A 15,855-nucleotide genomic window follows, 5' to 3' on the forward strand; every position below is an offset into this window, starting at 1 on the left:
GTCGTGGGCGAGCATCACGACGCGGCGAAATCCGGCGCGTCCATCATGGGCCGCTACGGCCTCCAAGACATGCTGGTGGCAGCGTATGCGGGAAAATATGATGCCATCATTGTGGAGCATCAGGATCGGCTTTCTCGCGACCAGGAGGATACGCATCACGTCTACAAGCGACTGAAGCATCATGGCGTGAAGCTGGTTGAAGTGCATGGCGGCGAAGCCAACGCTTTGACTGTGGGGATGAAGGCAATCGTGGCCGAGATGCATCGGGAGGACAACGCCAAGAAGGTTCGGCGTGGGATGGCTGGCCTGATATCGAATGGCAAGAGTGCGGGTGGCCGTGCATATGGATATCAGCCCCATCCGCGTGAGACTGGCGGCCTCGAAATCATACCGGCCGAAGCGGCAATCATTACGGAGATTTACACGCGATATGCGAATGGCGAGACGCCTCGTCAGATCGCGGCTGATCTTAACGCTCGCGGCGTCGCAGCGCCACGCGGCAACCGTTGGGCTGCAAATACCATGAACGGAAACGGCAAGCGCGGGTCAGGCATATTGGCTAATAGCCTCTATCGGGGTGTTCGGACTTGGAATCGGGTCCGGATGGTCAAAGACCCTGACACTGGCAGGCGCGTGTCGAGGTCGAACGATGCGGCGGATTGGCAGACATCCGACCTGGATGAAACCATCAGGGTTATATCCGATGACCTTTGGGACCGCGTCCAGGCAGTAAAATCGGATCGCGCGGTTGGCGAGCATAAACCGGGCCATGCGGTGCGAGCGCCCAAGCGCCTCCTGTCTGGCCTCCTTAAATGTGGCGCCTGCGGCGGCGGAATGGGCAGCAAGGGGCGGGACAGGACAGGTAGGACGCGCATTCACTGCACCCGACACGCTGAATCGGGCGACTGTCCGAACCCTCGCTCATATTATCTCGATGATATCGAGGCAGACGTTATAGCGCGAATAGCTGGCGAGTTCCGCTCGCCTCGCGTCATCCAGGCTTATATCGACGAGTATCAGCGCGAGACCAAGGCTCTCACTGCAACCATACGATCCGAGCGCGACGGTATCGAGCGACGAATTGCAACGCTGGATGGCGAAGCTAGGCGGTCATTCGACCTGTTGGCGGCAGGAGTTGTTTCGGGTGAACGGGCCGAGCAGAAATTGCGCCATATCGAGGCCGAGATAGTTGCTCTCAAGGATAAACTTGCCTGCATCGAACAGCCCGCCCCAGTGATCGCCCTCCATCCGACTGCGTTGGCGTCGAATCTGGCCGCCATCGACACGCTGAGGAATGCGCTTGCGAGTGATGGTCAGAGCGAGGCTGCAAAGCTGCTGCGCGCGGTCATAGACAGTGTGACGCTCACCCCCACGGGAGAGGCTAAGCATCGGTGGACGCCGCCGCCGCAGATCGAAATTTTGGGCAAGCTTGAAAGCCTTATCGGCGCTCCGGCGATCCCTTCTGCATCTATCAGGGGGATCAATGGTAGCGGAGGAGCGCTCTGGCTTGGAGAGTACATTGAGGCATGTACGAGTTTAAGCTGGAAGCTCAAATTAATAGGAAATTTTGAGAGTTGCGTTGACGGTATCATATGGGAGCGTAAATCTCGCCTCGCGAACATTGGGCATCGAGCAAATATCGGAATCGACATGAACCTACCGATAAATGGAACCGAACGAAGCGGTTATGTGCACGGGCAGCCAGTTAAGCCTGCCGGAGGGGCAGCAATTAATTTTGAGTTTCAGGAAGTTAAGCCTAGCGGCATTACAGGAACTCGACCACTACATGCAGATGTATTAAATTATGACTGCCTTGGAACCCTCTTGTTGAATATCACGATTTTTGAAGGCGGGCGGGCGACTGCCTACGGATCGGCGGTACTCATAGGTCCTGGTGTAGCACTTTCTGCCATGCACATAATAAGGGAGCACTTGGACGATGTTATGGCTGAGCGGTGCGTTATATTCGCCAATTCGGTTTGGCATGGCGGGGTTATAACATGGGTAGTTAAAGGTATTTCTATAAAAGAGCCAGGTGATCTCGCTATACTTGCACTGATTCCGCATTTCAACTTCAATGAAATGAATGCCATTCGAGCTGCACTTCTCTCTATTTCCATTCCAAATATCGGCGACGAAGTATTGTTCGTTGGGGCGAGAGGAACAGGACAGGCGACCGAACTAGAGAATGAACCTATGCTAATCTCCACAAAGGTCAGTGTGGGGATTATTACAGACTTGTTCCTAGAGGGCAGGGATAGATGCATGTTGCCAGGACCATGTGTGGCGGTTCACTGTAAAACTGTAGGAAGCATGAGTGGCGGTCCGGCTTTTGATTCACATGGCGCTCTCTTGGGGGTGCTTTCTTCCTCGGATGACCATGATGATCCAAGATCTTACTTAAGTCTCTGGTGGCCTTATATTGACTCACCAATCAATGGTTCTTGGATGGAATCTGCCGTAAAAGGGCAATTTACAATACGCTCTGCCATCGATTGCAATTTAATTCAAATCCCCGCAGATCAAAACATAGACAATTTCCCAATCCACGCCTGTCCCAGCGATGTGAAAAACTCCGAATAATTCCGGGTAGACCGCCAGCTAATTCGCAGGGCGCGTGGATGCGTTGCTACGCGCTTCCGCGTCAAACTTCCTGATCGCATCGACCTTGGCCGTGCACAGATTGAACGCCTTGATGTAGATGCTCCGGCTTTCGATGATCGAAGCCACCGTTTCCTGCGGCACGTCATGCACCGTGCAGCGCTCCATGAGCCCGGCCGGGATCCCGAGGTAGACCGGCGGTGGGGCCAAGGCGACCTTATCGCTGCTGTTCGAGCAGGCGGCGCAGGTCATCAGGCAGGCGACGGCCCATGAGTTCGCGAACTTCCGCATTGCTTGTCTCCAGTTCCTTGAGCTGCGCCGAGGCCGCGACGTTCTGCTGCTCGATCAGGGCCAGCTTGTCCTGTAAGAGAAGGGTGTTTCGCTGCTCCAGCGCGCGGAGGCGGTCCTGCTCGGCTGAATGGGCCGCCCACTGCTTGTTCGTGTTGAGCAACTCGCCGATGCGTGCGTCTTTCGCCTCGATCTGATCGTTCTGCCGCTGGATGTGCAGATAGCCCGCCACGGTGGCACCTACGCCGCATACGGCCAGCACGCCCACCATGGCGAACAGTTCGGACTTGAACGGGGCGAGCAGGGTGAGAAGCCACTTCACAGGCGATCCTCCTCTTGAGCCTTCGCGGCTTCCACGCGCTTGTCGGTGTTCGCGCGCAGCTTGATGCCGAGGCGTTCGTAAACGATGCGCTCCAGCAGCCGGATCGAGACGTTGGCTCCCAGCCATCCGAAGATGCCGACGATGAAGCCGGTCCACAGCGGGTCGATCTTCATGGCCTGGCACAGGAGCATGACCAGAAAACCGACGAGGCCGGAGGACGCGATTTCCGTCAGGGCGCGCCAGCCATTCAGCGGGTTGCCCTTGTCGTTTTCGCGCATGACGTAGCCGAGGCCGCCGGCGATCCCGGCAAGCAGGCCGTAGCCAAGCGACGTGAGCCAGTCGGAAAGGGAAAAGTGTTCCATGTGCCCCCTGATGCCTCAGGCCTTGCTGCGGTAGAGCGCGGCCTCTTCGGCGCGGCGGTTGACGAGGCCCTGCATCACCTTGCCGGCTGCCTTGTTCCAGACGCCGAACTGCGCGGCAGCGGCGGCATAGTCGCCCGCGACATGCTTCTTCAGCAGCGTGGACTGGAGAAAGGCGGTGACGCCGATGTTGTAGGCCAGCGAGACCATCGCATCGAACTGGCGCTGTGTGGTCGGAGTGCTGCCGATGCCCTTGCGGACAGCGGGGGCGGCCTCTTCCTCGATGTGCGCCGTGAATCGCTGCTGTGCCTGCGCCTTCGTCCAGATGGTGCCCTTCTTGATGTCAGGCCCCGTGCTGCCCCAGCCGATCGTCCACGGGGCGCCACCGGTCGCCGGGTCGGGATATGCCTGCACGCGGCCGTCACCGAGGTCTTTCTTGTACCCCTCCCACTTCTTGATGAGCGCTTCGCCATCGGGTCCAAGCTGTTGGGTCGTAGTCATGCGTGGTGCTCCGAAAGCGTCGAGGAGGTTGTCGAGGGCGAGGATGTTGCCCGGATCGTTGAACAGACCGGGGCGAGAGATCGCCCTAACTGCGTCGAAGGCGGCTTGGCGGGGGCCGGCTTCAGACATGCCGGACGCCCCCAGAAAGCGAACTGCCGGTCGCGAAAGCCAAGCAGACGACGCGGATCATACGGTGTCGATCCCGACGGCATTCATGTGGTTCTTCATCGAGGTGATGAGAGCGTCTAGGCCATCGGCGTCCTTCGCCGTGCTGTACATGGCCGTGCCGTGGAACTCGCCGGAGACGTTGTTCGTGAGGTACCGCCCCAGGCCGAACGCATGCAGGCCGCCGAACGCCTCCATGTACGCGGCGGTCGGGCCGTCAGTCGACGACGTGCCGAGAATGGCCCCGGAGGCTTTCGCGCGAAACGTGAACTGGTCAGTCGACGGCTTGTAGGACCATGCGGTGATGAACCATGCGTTGTGGCTGGCCGCGTCAATCGTCACGCCTTTGCGCGGCGAGCCGCCGAAGTTAACGCCGCCACCGGCATTTGCGAACATCGCGGGCTGGATATTGGCCGCGGCGGCGCCGTGGTCCACGTTGATGGTCACGCCGGTCTCGGGGTTGCTGACACCCATGCCGCCCGACTGGAATCCTGACGTGGACTGATGGATGACGGGGTAAGTGCCGCTGGCCACCGCGTGCGAGAAGCGCGTCGCCAGGACGATGGAGAACTCCTGACCCCACGGGATGTCCGTGTCGAACATGAAGCCCGCACCGGCCACCGTGGTTTGCAGGCTCGTGGCGGTTGCCACCGGGACCTGCGCGCCAAGGTGGAGAGAAACGTTGTTGCCATTGCCCGACAGGTCGGCGAGCGTGGAAACGTTGGCGCCGAGGGTGAGACCCTCTTCGGTGGGAAGCCAGAGGCCGACGAGATCGGTGTCCGGGAAGCCATAAATCTCGGGCACGGACTTACGACAGATCCGGTCGCATCATTGCGGGCGCCGATGTGCAGCTGGATCGCCTCGCCCTGCATGGCCGGTCCGGAAAGCGCAAGCACGGCCGCGTCGTCTGCCGGCAGGATCGTGATCGAAAGACCCGGCGCCTCGTCGCCGCTGCCGTCTTCGAATGCCTCCATGCTCGCCCAGGTGCCGTAGGTTTCATCCTCGCCGGTGTAGAGATTGCCGTTCAGCATCATGTGGGCAGACCCATCGAGCAGGCGCACCGTGTCGGCACCGACGGTGAACGTCAGCGCACCGAAGAACGTGACATTGTCCTTCGATAGTTCGGCATCCAGTGCCGGGGAAAAGGCGGTCATCACGCGCGTTCCGTAATCGTGAATTGCAGGCCGACAGTGCGGGCGAGGTCTATCGTCCAGCTGCGCTCAGTACCGTCGAGCCATCCTTCAACCATGGGCTTGGCAAGTTCGACGGCCTCTCCGCCAGAAAGGAAAGTCCGCATGGGCGAAGTCAGTTCGATCGTCCCCGCCCCGCCTGCATCGAGGATGGCGGTTTCTGCGGCGAAATAGAGATACATGCGCCCGGCTACAGTGAGATTGAGAGCCTGCCCCTCGCGCACGCCATAGTGCGGCGAAGCACCGGTAATGTTCAAGGCCATCCCGCCGGTATGCGCCCCGTCGACGGTCGGCATGCCGGGCGTGCCCACGTCAAAATCGACCTGTGGGAATTCGACCCGGCCACCCTCACGCTGCGCGCGCTGTAGGCGGGCAATCCATCGCCTTCCCTCAGACTCGATCAAGGTAACAGGCGTGCTGTACTCGATCGAGAAACGTGCGCCCAAGCGCCCTACCCGCTGCGTAACACCGCCGAGGGCCGGCTCCATAAGTGCCGACCAGTCGAGCAACGTAGGCGTCGCGCCGTTGCAGCGCAGATCAGACAGGTCAATCATCAGCGGCCCAGCTTTCGCGCTGCCCGGCGCGTGTCGCGCTGCTTGTTGGTGACCACAGCCTGATTGGCATTACTGGCCGCGACACCGTTCACCTTGCCCCAGAATTCTTCGGCACCAGGACCGATGTAGTAGATATCCCCGCCGCTATTGCCCGCCCGGCCATCCATCAACGCCTTGGAATCTGCGTTGTTGTAGACCTGCTCGCCGCCACGGAACTTAACCAGTTCGGGCCCGCGCTCGCCTACCAATGCAAGACCGCGAGCAGCATTGCTGGTACCGGACGCGTAAGCTCCGCTCAGTTTGACCACCGCCGTGGGATCATTGAACCATGAGCTTTCGAAGCTGAAACCGCTCAGCGGTCCGCCACTGCCGCCGCCAAGCAGATTGCCCAGTGCACCAACAACGGCCTTCTGCAACTGGATCCGCACCAGGTCTGCGATGATCTGCTGCGCCACGTTCTTGAAGACATCTCCAAGTTTCTGGGCACCCGCGATGGCCCCTGCGATCCCGTCCGTCAGGCTCTGCATCGCAGTGACCTGGATTCCTTCCATCGCATCGTTGATGTTGGCCACGGCGGTTTTCAAGCCGAGAGAATACTGCTGAAGCGGCGACGCATTCTGGCGATCGAAGCCCTCCCGGTCAGCCGCCTGCTGGCTTGCGAGCTGCGCACGCGCCTGATCAGCGTCGGCCTTCGCGATCTCACCCGACGCGATCTGCTGTTCCAGCAGGTTGCGCTGGATCTGCTGCTGGATCAGCAACGCTTCGCCTTCAAGGCGTGCGCGTTCCTTGGTGTTGAGCGCCAGCCCGGCCCACGCCTGCAGGGTTTCGGCCTGCCGGCTGAGCATATCGTTCGCCTGGCGGGCCTGTTCCTCCGCAATCTCGCGGTTGAGCTTCTGCGTGTAGAGCGCATTGTCGACCACGATCTGATCGTTGGTCGACGTGCCACCATAGAGCCGCTCGATATAGGCCAGTTGGGCCTTCTTCTGTTCGGCCGTGAAATCCTTGTTCGACTGGATTTCCGCGATGCGCTGCATCTTCTCGTTGGTTAGCAGCTCGCGCGAGATGTCAGCGCGCTCATCCGCATCCGTCGTCAGCGCCAGCTTTGCGGACAGCTCTTCATCGGCAAGCCGGTCCAATTCGCGCTGCTGCTCAGCCGCCGTCGCCGTGGTCGATGATGCGGACTTCTTCGCTCCATTGCCCTTCGAGCCCTTCGTGGGGATCGCTGGATTGACGTTCGTCGTGGTCGGCTTCGTGCCCGATCCGGACGCGACCCCGGCTGCCAGTTCCTCCGGCGTGATCGACTGCATCTTCTTCAGATGCCCGGCCACCGGATCGTACTTGCTGGACTTCTCGATCAGGCCAGCCCGCTCCAGCAGCTCGATCAGCAGGCGCAGCGGTGGAAACAGCGTCGCCATGGAACGGATGATCGTCTTCACAGAGCTTTCGACTGAGGAGCCGGCCAGCGTCCAGGCGGTCTTCCAGTCCCCGCTGATGATCGCTTTCACCGCGGCGGCTGTTCTCGTGATGACGTCAAGCAAGCCATTGATGATATCGATGGTATCACCGATCGCCTGCACAACCGCGATGCCGCCCACTTCGATCAGCTTGCCGATCAGATCGCCAAGGAACTGGATGATGGGGCTGCGCGCAAATGCTTCGAAACCGGAAATGATCGCTCCGACCACGGCCGACAACCGATCGAATAGCGCTTCAAGCTTCGGCCCGAGATAGCTGCTCGCGGCCTGGAACACTTTCGACAGCGCCTCGGTGATCTGATCCCTGAACAGGACGAAGGCGGCCACGGCCACCGCCAAGGGGACCGCAAGCGGCCCAAGCGCCGTGATCAATGCCCCGACAGCCCCGCGTAAAGCTGCAAAGGCAACCTGCAGGGCACCGGAAAGCGAGCCCGTGGATGCCATCGAAGCACCAATGGATTTCAAGGCAGCTATCACCGGCGCAGAGGCCGAAATGACCGTGCCGACAGCAACCAGCAACGGCCCCAGCGCCAGCACGAATGCCCCGATCGCCACGCCGACCTGCTGGATCGGCTGCGGCAGTTCGGAGAACCAATCCACCAGGCTGGCGAACTTGTTGACCATCACGGTCACCAGATTGACGATGCCGGTGTTGGCGATCGCCACCTTCAGCTTGGTGAAGGCATTGGCAAGGGCGGTCTGCGCAACCGTGTAGTCTTCCAGGCTCTTGGCATCATCTTCGGAGATGATTGCAGCCCGGCCGCCAAGCTCCTTCAAGGCCTTGCCATTGTCCTGCAGGATCGGGATCAGCGCAGAGCCTTCATCGGCGATGCTCTCCATGTAGAAGACCATCTGTTGCTGCGGGATCGCCTTTGAGGAAATTCGCCATTACGGGGTCGGTTCCTCGTATTCTTCGACGTCATCGACGGTGACAACCCGGAACGTTGCCGTTGCCTCGGTAACGCCATCGGCCGACAAAGTGCCTCGCGTGTAGCCGATGCACTTGGCCGTACCGGTGATCTGGGCAACAGGCACGCCGTCTTCCGGGATTACCGCCTTGAACGGACGCACATCACCGGTCTTGTTCGCCGTCGAAAGCAGCGTGTCCGTGTCCGAAAGCGGGCGGCTGTTCAGCGTCACCTCGAAGTCCGAGTCCTCGTAGAAGGTGCTCAGATACTCGCGGCGCCAGCCCGGCGACTTGAGGTGGGTCTTCTCGGTCTGCTCGCGAGCGCCCTCGCCCGGGATGTCGAAGCCCGTGACCTGCTGGCACTCGTACAAGGTCGTCGGGTTGCCCAGGTGGAATTCGCCACCGTAGCCAACGGCGGCGTCCTGCGTTTCGGCCATTTCGATTTCTCCTGGACCTATGGCGATCGATGCCAGACGAGCAGGTCCAAGCTCATCCGGTGAATGAATCCGTCCGCAGTGTCCTCGCCGAGGTCCTGCGGCCCTTCGGCCTTGGTGTGGCCAAATTTGATGCCGTCGATGGTCGCCGGGGTACTGAGCAACGGCACCAGCCCTTCCGCCATGACCTTCGCCTCGGCGTAGGAACCGGCGTAGCAGTCAGCCTGCACGCGCGTGGCCCGGGCCCGGTTGTAGCCCTTGAGATGTTCCGGCCTCGGATCGCTGATGACCTGAAGCTGAAGATAAGGGCGGGGTGTGCCCTGCGGAACCTTGCGCCCCCAGATGACGCGCGGAACAAGCGCGCTCGCAAGGATGGCCTTGACGACCTGCGTTTTCATGCCGTCCGCCAGTTCGCTGGTATCCTTCGGTGCGCGCTGCGCCATGCCCTTGCGGACCGGCTCCATCGCGACCTTCGCCGTGCGGATCATCACGTTGCGCGCAACGGCCTTCGGCAGTTCCTCGGCCAGCGCGCGCTCCAGTTCGCGAAAGCCAACGCGGGTGATCCGAACCGTCACGAGACCGGCGCCGTCACGACGAACTCAAGCTCGCCCCGGTTCACCGGCACGCCCGAGGCGGCAATGTCGAAGTTCATGCCGTTCCATGCGAACCGATCCTTCGCGCGCAAGCTGCGCGTGTTGCTGTTGTCCAGCACCTGGATCGTTGCTGCCTGCTGAGCCTGCATCTGGGCCGCCTCGCGCCGTTCGGAGCCACGCCCCCAGATGATGCGGGCCCACTCCTGACCGAACTCAGGCCAGGTCGCCGGATTGTCTTCGCCGTAATCGTCCTCAGTCGCCGTGTAGCGCTGGAGCTTGACCAGCTTGTCCCGCTTGCCCGCGCCCGGCATCAGATCAGCGTCCTGCGGATGAGGGCCTCATAGTTCACGACCGCACCGCCGACGCGCTTCGTGGTGTAGAAGTGGACGTTCGGCTTGTTGGTGAAGGGATCGCGAAGGACGCGGGCGCCCTGGCGATCGGCGACCAGATAGGCGCGCTTGAAGTTGCCGAAAGCCACCGGGAACGCATTGGCGGCCAGTTCCGGCATGTTGTCATCGGTTTCGACCGGCTTGCCCAGGATCGTACCGGGCATGTCCACGGTGGGCGGCGCCCAGAGGTAGTTGCCGTCGCCGTCCTTGAACTTGCGGATCTTGCCGAGGACCAGATCACTGGTCAGGAACGTCGCACCGTTGCGATAACCCTTCTTCAGCGAGTAGTAGAGATCGATCAGTGCGTCAGCGGGGGCGGTCGTGGAGAAGCCAGCAGCCGCACCGGAAGCGACGAAACCAAGCTTACCCCATGCATAGCTGGTGTTCGCAACCATGGGATAGGTCAGGATGCCGCGCGGCTTGTCCTTGCCATCGCCGAGAATGAAGGCCTCGCCCTCCTGCTCGGCGAACTCGATGGCAACTTCATCAGCCAGCCACTGGGCAACGTCCAGCCAGGCATCGTCCAGAGCGCGCTGGGTGGCCGCCGGGTTCGCGTAGATCTCGCCGCTGTTAATGACGATCTTGGCGAGAGTGGAGGCCTTCGTTTCGGCGCGCTTGCCTTCTTCGCCAACCCAGCCCGAAGTCGTGCCGCCCTGGCTGACCAGCACCGCATATTCCTGCGCCGAGATCGTCACAACGCGGGCAAGGCCACGAAGAGCCGAGACGGTGCCGAGAACGCGTGTGATGGTACGATCCATCTCTTCCGGGACGAGGTATCCGCCGTCCGGATCGTTCTGGGTGGTGACCCCATAAACGTCTCAGCGTTCATCAGGGCTTCGATTTCAGTCCGCTTCATGCCCGTGCGGGCCTCGTAGATCTCCGCCATCGACCCATCGAACCCGGCGAAGATATCGGCAGCGGTACGAAAATCGTTCTGATTGCCGACGACAACGCCCCACGAGTTGTGGATCATGAGCTGGGCGCCGGCTCCCATCGAGATCGTGTCGCCGGCCAGGTGCGGCATCACGCCGAAGAACATGCAGACATCGGTGCGGCCGTACTCGCGGCTTTCCAGCCACTGCGCATCCTCGGCCGACAGAGCCATCTGCTTGAAGGTCAAGCCGCCCTCAAGGATGATGATCTTGCCTTCACGGGCGCCGCCGGCCCTGTACTCATCCATCTGGCTGCGCAGCAGCTCAAGCTTGTCTTCCGGCAGGTACTCGCCCTGCGGCATCGTGAGCGCGCCCGTTACGTTTGCGCCGTTCCGGAATACCGATCCGCCGTGCTGCTCCTGCGCTAGCGACAGGCCGATCGCCTCCCGAGCATAGGACAGCACAGAAAGACCGTTCACACCGTCGAGCGAGAGACCGACGAGGTGGAAGATATCCTGCTGCTGGAACAGGACTTGGTCGCCGTTCTTCTTCGTCCAGAGAAATTCGAGCGCATTGTCGTCCCGCTGGCATTTTTGCACGCGATCGGGATGGAGCGGGATCAACCCGATCACCCGACCGCCGATACCGCGCACTTTCGCGGCATAAGCTTCTCCGCGCAGAAGCAGGTGCGCTTCCATCATTCGCTTGAACTGGGATGGCGTTTGCCAGGCATTCGGGCGGCGATTCAGCACCGTCCAGACCGGATTGTCGGACGCGTCCTCGCGAGTGCGCTCATCTACGCGCCGCTTGATGCCGAGCGGCGTATTCGCAATGGCGCCGGTCCGAATGCGCACGCACGCAAACACAGTCGCAACCTTCAGCGCCGTCCGTTCCGTGACCGGCTGCCCCGAACTGGACATTGGACCGCCGCGAAGCGCTTCTTCCAGATCTTGCGGAGACGTTATGGTAATTTCTGTCGACCCACCTGACATAGCACGCGGCGTAGGCGCGATGACACCGCCGGAGCCATCCCGCTCCAGCCCAAGGATTTGTCTCCACCAAGCCATCAGACGATCAGGAAGCCACGGTCGTGGTAAGGCGAGCGGTTATCGTTTGCCGCCACAGGGTTCATTTCGAGCAGCTTTGTCGCGTTCAGGCCAGCCATGAACGGGTCAATCTTCCCCGTACCCTGGACATTTTTCACGATCATCACGGTCTGCCTTCCAAGCTCTTCCTTGGCGTTGCTGACGCACCACGCCATCATGCGGGAACCACAATGGAGCGCCCCGCCGAACTTCAATTTTCGAGCCAATCCAACAATGGCCGACATCAACCGGAAGCCTTGACCGATAGCGACCACCTGGGGCGCTTCAAGGCCAATTTTCGCGAGTGCGTCAACCAGATCGCCGACGCCTTGCGGGTCGAGCCCCACGGCGTTTTCCTTTGGTAGCAACCCGCTTTCCTTCACCGTCTTGATGACGGCGACGATCTCGCGAATGTCCTGCGGTTGCTCATAGTCTTCGTCATCTTCACCCAGACCAAGCGTTTCCAACATCTCGTCCGAGCAGATCACAAGATCGCCATCCTTCGCATAGTCGGTCAGAATGGTTGCGATCTCTTTCCGGCGGCTCAGAACGTCCGGCCAGCACCAGGCCTTGAACCAGTACAGCCATCGACCGGTGCTACGCTCGCGCCCCGCGACACACAGGCCATACAGATCGTCCAAGCCACCGCCATCGACACCCACCACGGCGACTTCGCAACGCTCTAGCAGTGCCGCCAGCGTCAAGGTCGTGTCGGCCCGCAGCTCCCAATAATCAGCGCCGCGCCAACGATCCCGCCGGAGACGTAGGCCAATTTCCACGTTCAAGTGCTTGGCAAGGAAGATCTGAAGGCCTTCGCCCTCCCCGACCTGTTCCCGCCTCAGTTCGCCCTGCAGCCATTCTACGGTCACCGAACGCTCGATGTGCGGGTTGGTGATGTAGAAGAACGCCGGATCGAGGTAAGCCTCGTCGTCCAGCATTTTTTCCGGCCATTCGTACAGCATCGCCATTGCCGACGGATCATCGATCACGCCATCGCGCACATCGCGGAAATAGCTCAGCTTTGTCTTGAACACGCCACTGGGCGGCTCATCAGAATGCGTCGTGATGTATAGCGTGAACGCCTCAGGGCGAGCAGAGCCGCCCCCCAGTGCCTCACGCAGCATCGCCGCGGCCTTCGGCTTTTTCCCGAAAAGCCAGAGTTCTTCGATCAAGGTGATCGACGCCTTGCCACCTGCGACCGTGTCGCTGTCCGCAGCAATGACTTTCAGCACAGCACCCGTGCCCAGGTGCTTGATCTGACGCTGATGCTCAACAACCTTCAGCACGATCGACAATTCAGGATCCGCCCGAACCATCCCCATCGCAGGTTCGAAGCTGTTGTTCGCAACTTCCAGCGTCGGCGCCAAAATCTGCAAGATCGCATTCGGCCGCCAGTTGACGATAAGTGCCGTCACCATGATGCCGGCGGCGATCATCGACTTGCCATTTTTCTTGCTGATCAAGAGCATGAACTCCTTGATCAGCCGCTTGCCGGTCTCCGGATCCTCAGCACCAAAGATGGCCGCAACGAGATCGAACACGAACTCGTCGCAGACTTCTCCCAGGGTAGGATGACGATCGTTTGCCCCCTTTGGCAAATCGACAACCTGCAGAGACTTGAACGCGCCTAGCGCGTCTTCGGCCTTCTCCGCGAACAGCGGAGGACAGGGAACCAAGCTTTCGCGCGCAACGATCCGCTCCCGCCAATCAAGGCAGGCGGTAGACCACTTGAACGCTCCGGCCATGTCGTCAGTTTAGCAGCATGGGCGGCGGGTTTCGCTTCGCGTATTTGCCGCTGGCTTTCGCCGCAGCCTCCTTGGCCGCTTCCTTTTTGCCCAGTCTCGGCGCAGGCTCGGCCCGCCCCCGTTCCTTGATCTTCGCACCGACCGAGCGGAGCTGCTCAGCCTGGATCATTCCGGCCAACGCCTTCTCCGCTGCAACGTTGCCGCCGATGGCAGCATCGGTCAGGCGCGCGAGCTGCTCAGACTTCACCTTGAGGGCCATCACTTCGCGAGCGGCAACCTCTGTAAAATAAACCTTCCGCAGAGTGGGTTGCGAGATGCCCATGACACTCGCGACCATCTCCATCGTGTGGCCACATGCGAACAAGTTGCAAATACGCACGGAAAACTGCCGATCCCACGCGTGCGCAGGGCGGCCACGGCCACGCACCCGCACAGCAGGCTGCGGGCCAAATAGCCCATCAACCATCGGGACATCGTCAGAATTCTGCGACACGAGAAAAAAATCTCCGAATGCGGGGGGCGGCGGTCAGGAGGCCGACAGCCCTCTGGATTTTCGACCACCCCCCGGTCTTGGCGTTGCCACGTAACAATGTTGCGTCAGATCGCATCGATTGTGCGTCACCGTCCGCCGCGTGCCCGACGCGCCCTCGCCTCGGCCGTCTTGGCGTTGTGGTGGGGCTGGCAGAGCCATTCGAGGTTCGCAGGGTCGAGGTCGGCACCGCCGTCCTTCCGTTCCTGCTTGTGATCGAGGATCAGCCGCTTGGTCGAGCCGCACACGGCGCACCACTTGTCGGGCTGGCGCCTGCGCGCCTCTGCCCACTCGGGGGACTGGTAGAACCTATCGGCCACCTTCGGCATCGCTGCCACCCGCGACGGCATCGAGCCGAGGCGAGAGGGCATAGACTTAAGGCGGCCCATCGTGGCTCCAAAATGACTGCGGGCGACAGAGGCCGAAGCCGCTGCCGCCCGCAGTCCCCAGGTGAGAGGTCACGCTGGCGATCCGGTTCCAGCGTGCCCTAGGCCTACCCCCATTTCGTGTCCAAACGGACACCCATTATTTTCGTGTTGGACAACGAAGTGGGTTGACCGATTGGACATAGGGTTGAGCACGATTCTCCTTCTCCGCGCTGTCCAATCAGCACAGCATCATATGTTGAAGACTGAGTGACCTTGGCCTCCACCATGGAACAAATGCGGAATACTGTCGCGAATCGGCGCAAATGGGGACTCGGTTCGTCGCCGTTTTATGTGCAAAAATTTTCTTAAGACGGCTCATTTTAAGCCCTTGCGCCGCATCGGACACTAGGACTTCCCGCGCGTCGCGACAAAAAGCACCGTCAACCCGCTGCTGAAGTGCTGCGTACAAGTTGGGGGGGGCCACTTGCCTTGGGCACCAGAAAAGGCACTATGGGGTGTGGCGACGGAAAAGGGGCCCGCACAAACGCACGAACCCCCTCCGAAAGCCGCCAGCTGGAGTACGAAACTCAAGCAAGGTGTCTTCCCTGAACAAGACGCACCCTGCGCGAGGTTGACGATCCCGTCAACGATGTACTCCAGCTGATCCACAAACCGTTGCGATTTTCATCGCAAACTTCACGGAAAGGCTCAGCATGAGTTTCACCGAATATACCGTAACCGGCATCGAGGTTTCCGGTCCCGAACAGAATGAAGTCATCACCGCGATCCGCTTGGAGAATGGCGATGTGATCACCGAAGGTCACGCCGTTGCCATGGTGATGAATGACGGGGCTCGGTTCTGGTACAACGGCAAGATCCTTGTCGTATCCAGCAGCGTAATGTGGTCCCACCACCTGCGTGTGGCGTAATCGTACCTCGTAACGTGTGACGCAGCGATCACCGCTGCGTCACACCCTTCGCCTCCATCGCGACCGCCACCTTGCCGATTGCGCGGGAGTACGCCTTGCGCATCGCCTCGCTGGTGGCCGGCAGGATCTGGCGTCGCGCGAGGTTGTACAGCTCGCCGCCCATGCGCGACCAGACCAAGTCCCACCCAAACCCATCGGGCCCGGGCCAACGCTGCATCACGATCACCCGCCCGACCAACGCGCGGTGCCCTTCCGCGATCACGTTTGCCAGTGGGCGATCTCCGGTAAGCATGACCTCCACCAGGTTCGCACACTGGCGGGTCAGCCTCGGCGAGGGCATTGCCTCCACGTCGGCATAGTCACCTGCCCGCGTCTCCCGCAGGATCTCCGGCCATGCCGTGCGCGAACCGGCAGCGAGGAAGGCCCGCTCTGCATCACGCATCGCGCCGAGGTACTCGAACGCAGCGGTCAGGGTGTCTTCCGCTTGCTGCCAGGTAACCACCGTCATTTCTTCACCCCTTATTTTTCAACATGGAAATCAATCAAACG

At 60.8% G+C, this 15,855-nt stretch carries 18 protein-coding genes; 2 read left to right on the forward strand and 16 right to left on the reverse strand.

The annotated features are described in order from the left end of the window. Positions 1–2,583, forward strand: a 2,583-nt coding sequence (locus OKA11_RS18580) for a recombinase family protein (RefSeq protein WP_267223057.1), incomplete at its 5' end; no start/stop codon positions are given. 18 nt (positions 2,584–2,601) lie between these two features. On the opposite strand, the gene lysC is transcribed toward OKA11_RS18580, so the two are convergent. The 15 genes from lysC to OKA11_RS18655 form a co-directional block, all read right to left on the reverse strand. Further along, entirely contained in the window at positions 2,602–2,853 is a 252-nt protein-coding gene (lysC, locus tag OKA11_RS18585; RefSeq protein ID WP_267223065.1) for an Rz1-like lysis system protein LysC, read from the reverse strand. Beyond that, complete coding sequence (locus OKA11_RS18590) at positions 2,819–3,211, reverse strand: hypothetical protein (RefSeq protein WP_267223066.1); 393 nt, start codon at positions 3,209–3,211, stop codon at positions 2,819–2,821. The genes lysC and OKA11_RS18590 overlap by 35 nt, the downstream gene beginning before the upstream one ends. Beyond that, positions 3,208–3,573, reverse strand: a complete 366-nt coding sequence (locus tag OKA11_RS18595) for a phage holin family protein (RefSeq protein WP_267223068.1) — start codon at positions 3,571–3,573, stop codon at positions 3,208–3,210. The genes OKA11_RS18590 and OKA11_RS18595 overlap by 4 nt, the downstream gene beginning before the upstream one ends. 15 nt (positions 3,574–3,588) lie before the next feature. Beyond that, entirely contained in the window at positions 3,589–4,071 is a 483-nt protein-coding gene (locus tag OKA11_RS18600) for a lysozyme (RefSeq protein WP_267223070.1), read from the reverse strand. A 186-nt stretch (positions 4,072–4,257) separates the two neighbouring features. Further along, on the reverse strand, positions 4,258–5,040 hold the full coding sequence (locus OKA11_RS18605) for a hypothetical protein (RefSeq protein ID WP_267223071.1): 783 nt from the start codon (positions 5,038–5,040) through the stop codon (positions 4,258–4,260). A gap of 349 nt (positions 5,041–5,389) precedes the next feature. Beyond that, positions 5,390–5,980, reverse strand: a complete 591-nt coding sequence (locus OKA11_RS18610) for a hypothetical protein (RefSeq protein ID WP_267223073.1) — start codon at positions 5,978–5,980, stop codon at positions 5,390–5,392. Next, positions 5,980–8,307, reverse strand: a complete 2,328-nt coding sequence (locus OKA11_RS18615; RefSeq protein WP_267223075.1) for a phage tail tape measure protein — start codon at positions 8,305–8,307, stop codon at positions 5,980–5,982. Before OKA11_RS18615 ends, OKA11_RS18610 begins: the two co-directional genes overlap by 1 nt. 36 nt (positions 8,308–8,343) lie before the next feature. Further along, positions 8,344–8,799: a phage tail protein gene (locus tag OKA11_RS18620; protein ID WP_267223077.1), complete on the reverse strand. Its 456-nt coding sequence runs from the start codon at positions 8,797–8,799 to the stop codon at positions 8,344–8,346. A 17-nt stretch (positions 8,800–8,816) separates the two neighbouring features. After that, on the reverse strand, positions 8,817–9,371 hold the full coding sequence (locus OKA11_RS18625; RefSeq protein ID WP_267223078.1) for a hypothetical protein: 555 nt from the start codon (positions 9,369–9,371) through the stop codon (positions 8,817–8,819). Beyond that, the gene (locus tag OKA11_RS18630) at positions 9,368–9,700 is read right to left on the reverse strand and encodes a phage head completion protein (RefSeq protein ID WP_267223080.1); all 333 of its coding nucleotides are present in this window, start codon (positions 9,698–9,700) and stop codon (positions 9,368–9,370) included. The genes OKA11_RS18625 and OKA11_RS18630 overlap by 4 nt, the downstream gene beginning before the upstream one ends. Next, positions 9,700–10,536 carry a phage major capsid protein gene (locus OKA11_RS18635; protein ID WP_267223082.1) on the reverse strand — a complete coding sequence of 279 codons (837 nt, stop codon included), beginning with the start codon at positions 10,534–10,536 and terminating at the stop codon, positions 9,700–9,702. The genes OKA11_RS18630 and OKA11_RS18635 overlap by 1 nt, the downstream gene beginning before the upstream one ends. Continuing rightward, positions 10,470–11,570, reverse strand: a complete 1,101-nt coding sequence (locus OKA11_RS18640; RefSeq protein ID WP_267223084.1) for a phage portal protein — start codon at positions 11,568–11,570, stop codon at positions 10,470–10,472. Before OKA11_RS18640 ends, OKA11_RS18635 begins: the two co-directional genes overlap by 67 nt. A 146-nt stretch (positions 11,571–11,716) precedes the next feature. Then, positions 11,717–13,480 (reverse strand): terminase large subunit domain-containing protein, encoded by a 1,764-nt coding sequence (locus tag OKA11_RS18645; RefSeq protein WP_267223085.1) that lies wholly within the window; start codon positions 13,478–13,480, stop codon positions 11,717–11,719. A gap of 4 nt (positions 13,481–13,484) precedes the next feature. Beyond that, entirely contained in the window at positions 13,485–13,823 is a 339-nt protein-coding gene (locus OKA11_RS18650) for a hypothetical protein (RefSeq protein WP_267223087.1), read from the reverse strand. Positions 13,824–14,098: 275 nt separating this feature from the next. After that, positions 14,099–14,329, reverse strand: coding sequence for an HNH endonuclease signature motif containing protein (locus tag OKA11_RS18655; protein ID WP_267223089.1), 231 nt, complete (start codon positions 14,327–14,329; stop codon positions 14,099–14,101). Positions 14,330–15,090: 761 nt separating this feature from the next. On the opposite strand from OKA11_RS18655, the gene OKA11_RS18660 reads away from it, so the two are divergent. Further along, on the forward strand, positions 15,091–15,306 hold the full coding sequence (locus OKA11_RS18660) for a hypothetical protein (protein ID WP_267223091.1): 216 nt from the start codon (positions 15,091–15,093) through the stop codon (positions 15,304–15,306). A gap of 28 nt (positions 15,307–15,334) precedes the next feature. On the opposite strand, the gene OKA11_RS18665 is transcribed toward OKA11_RS18660, so the two are convergent. Then, entirely contained in the window at positions 15,335–15,814 is a 480-nt protein-coding gene (locus OKA11_RS18665) for a hypothetical protein (RefSeq protein ID WP_267223093.1), read from the reverse strand. Between the last annotated feature and the right edge of the window lie 41 nt (positions 15,815–15,855).

Source organism: Novosphingobium clariflavum (assembly GCF_026420865.1).
GTDB classification, from domain to species: Bacteria; Pseudomonadota; Alphaproteobacteria; order Sphingomonadales; family Sphingomonadaceae; genus Novosphingobium; species Novosphingobium clariflavum.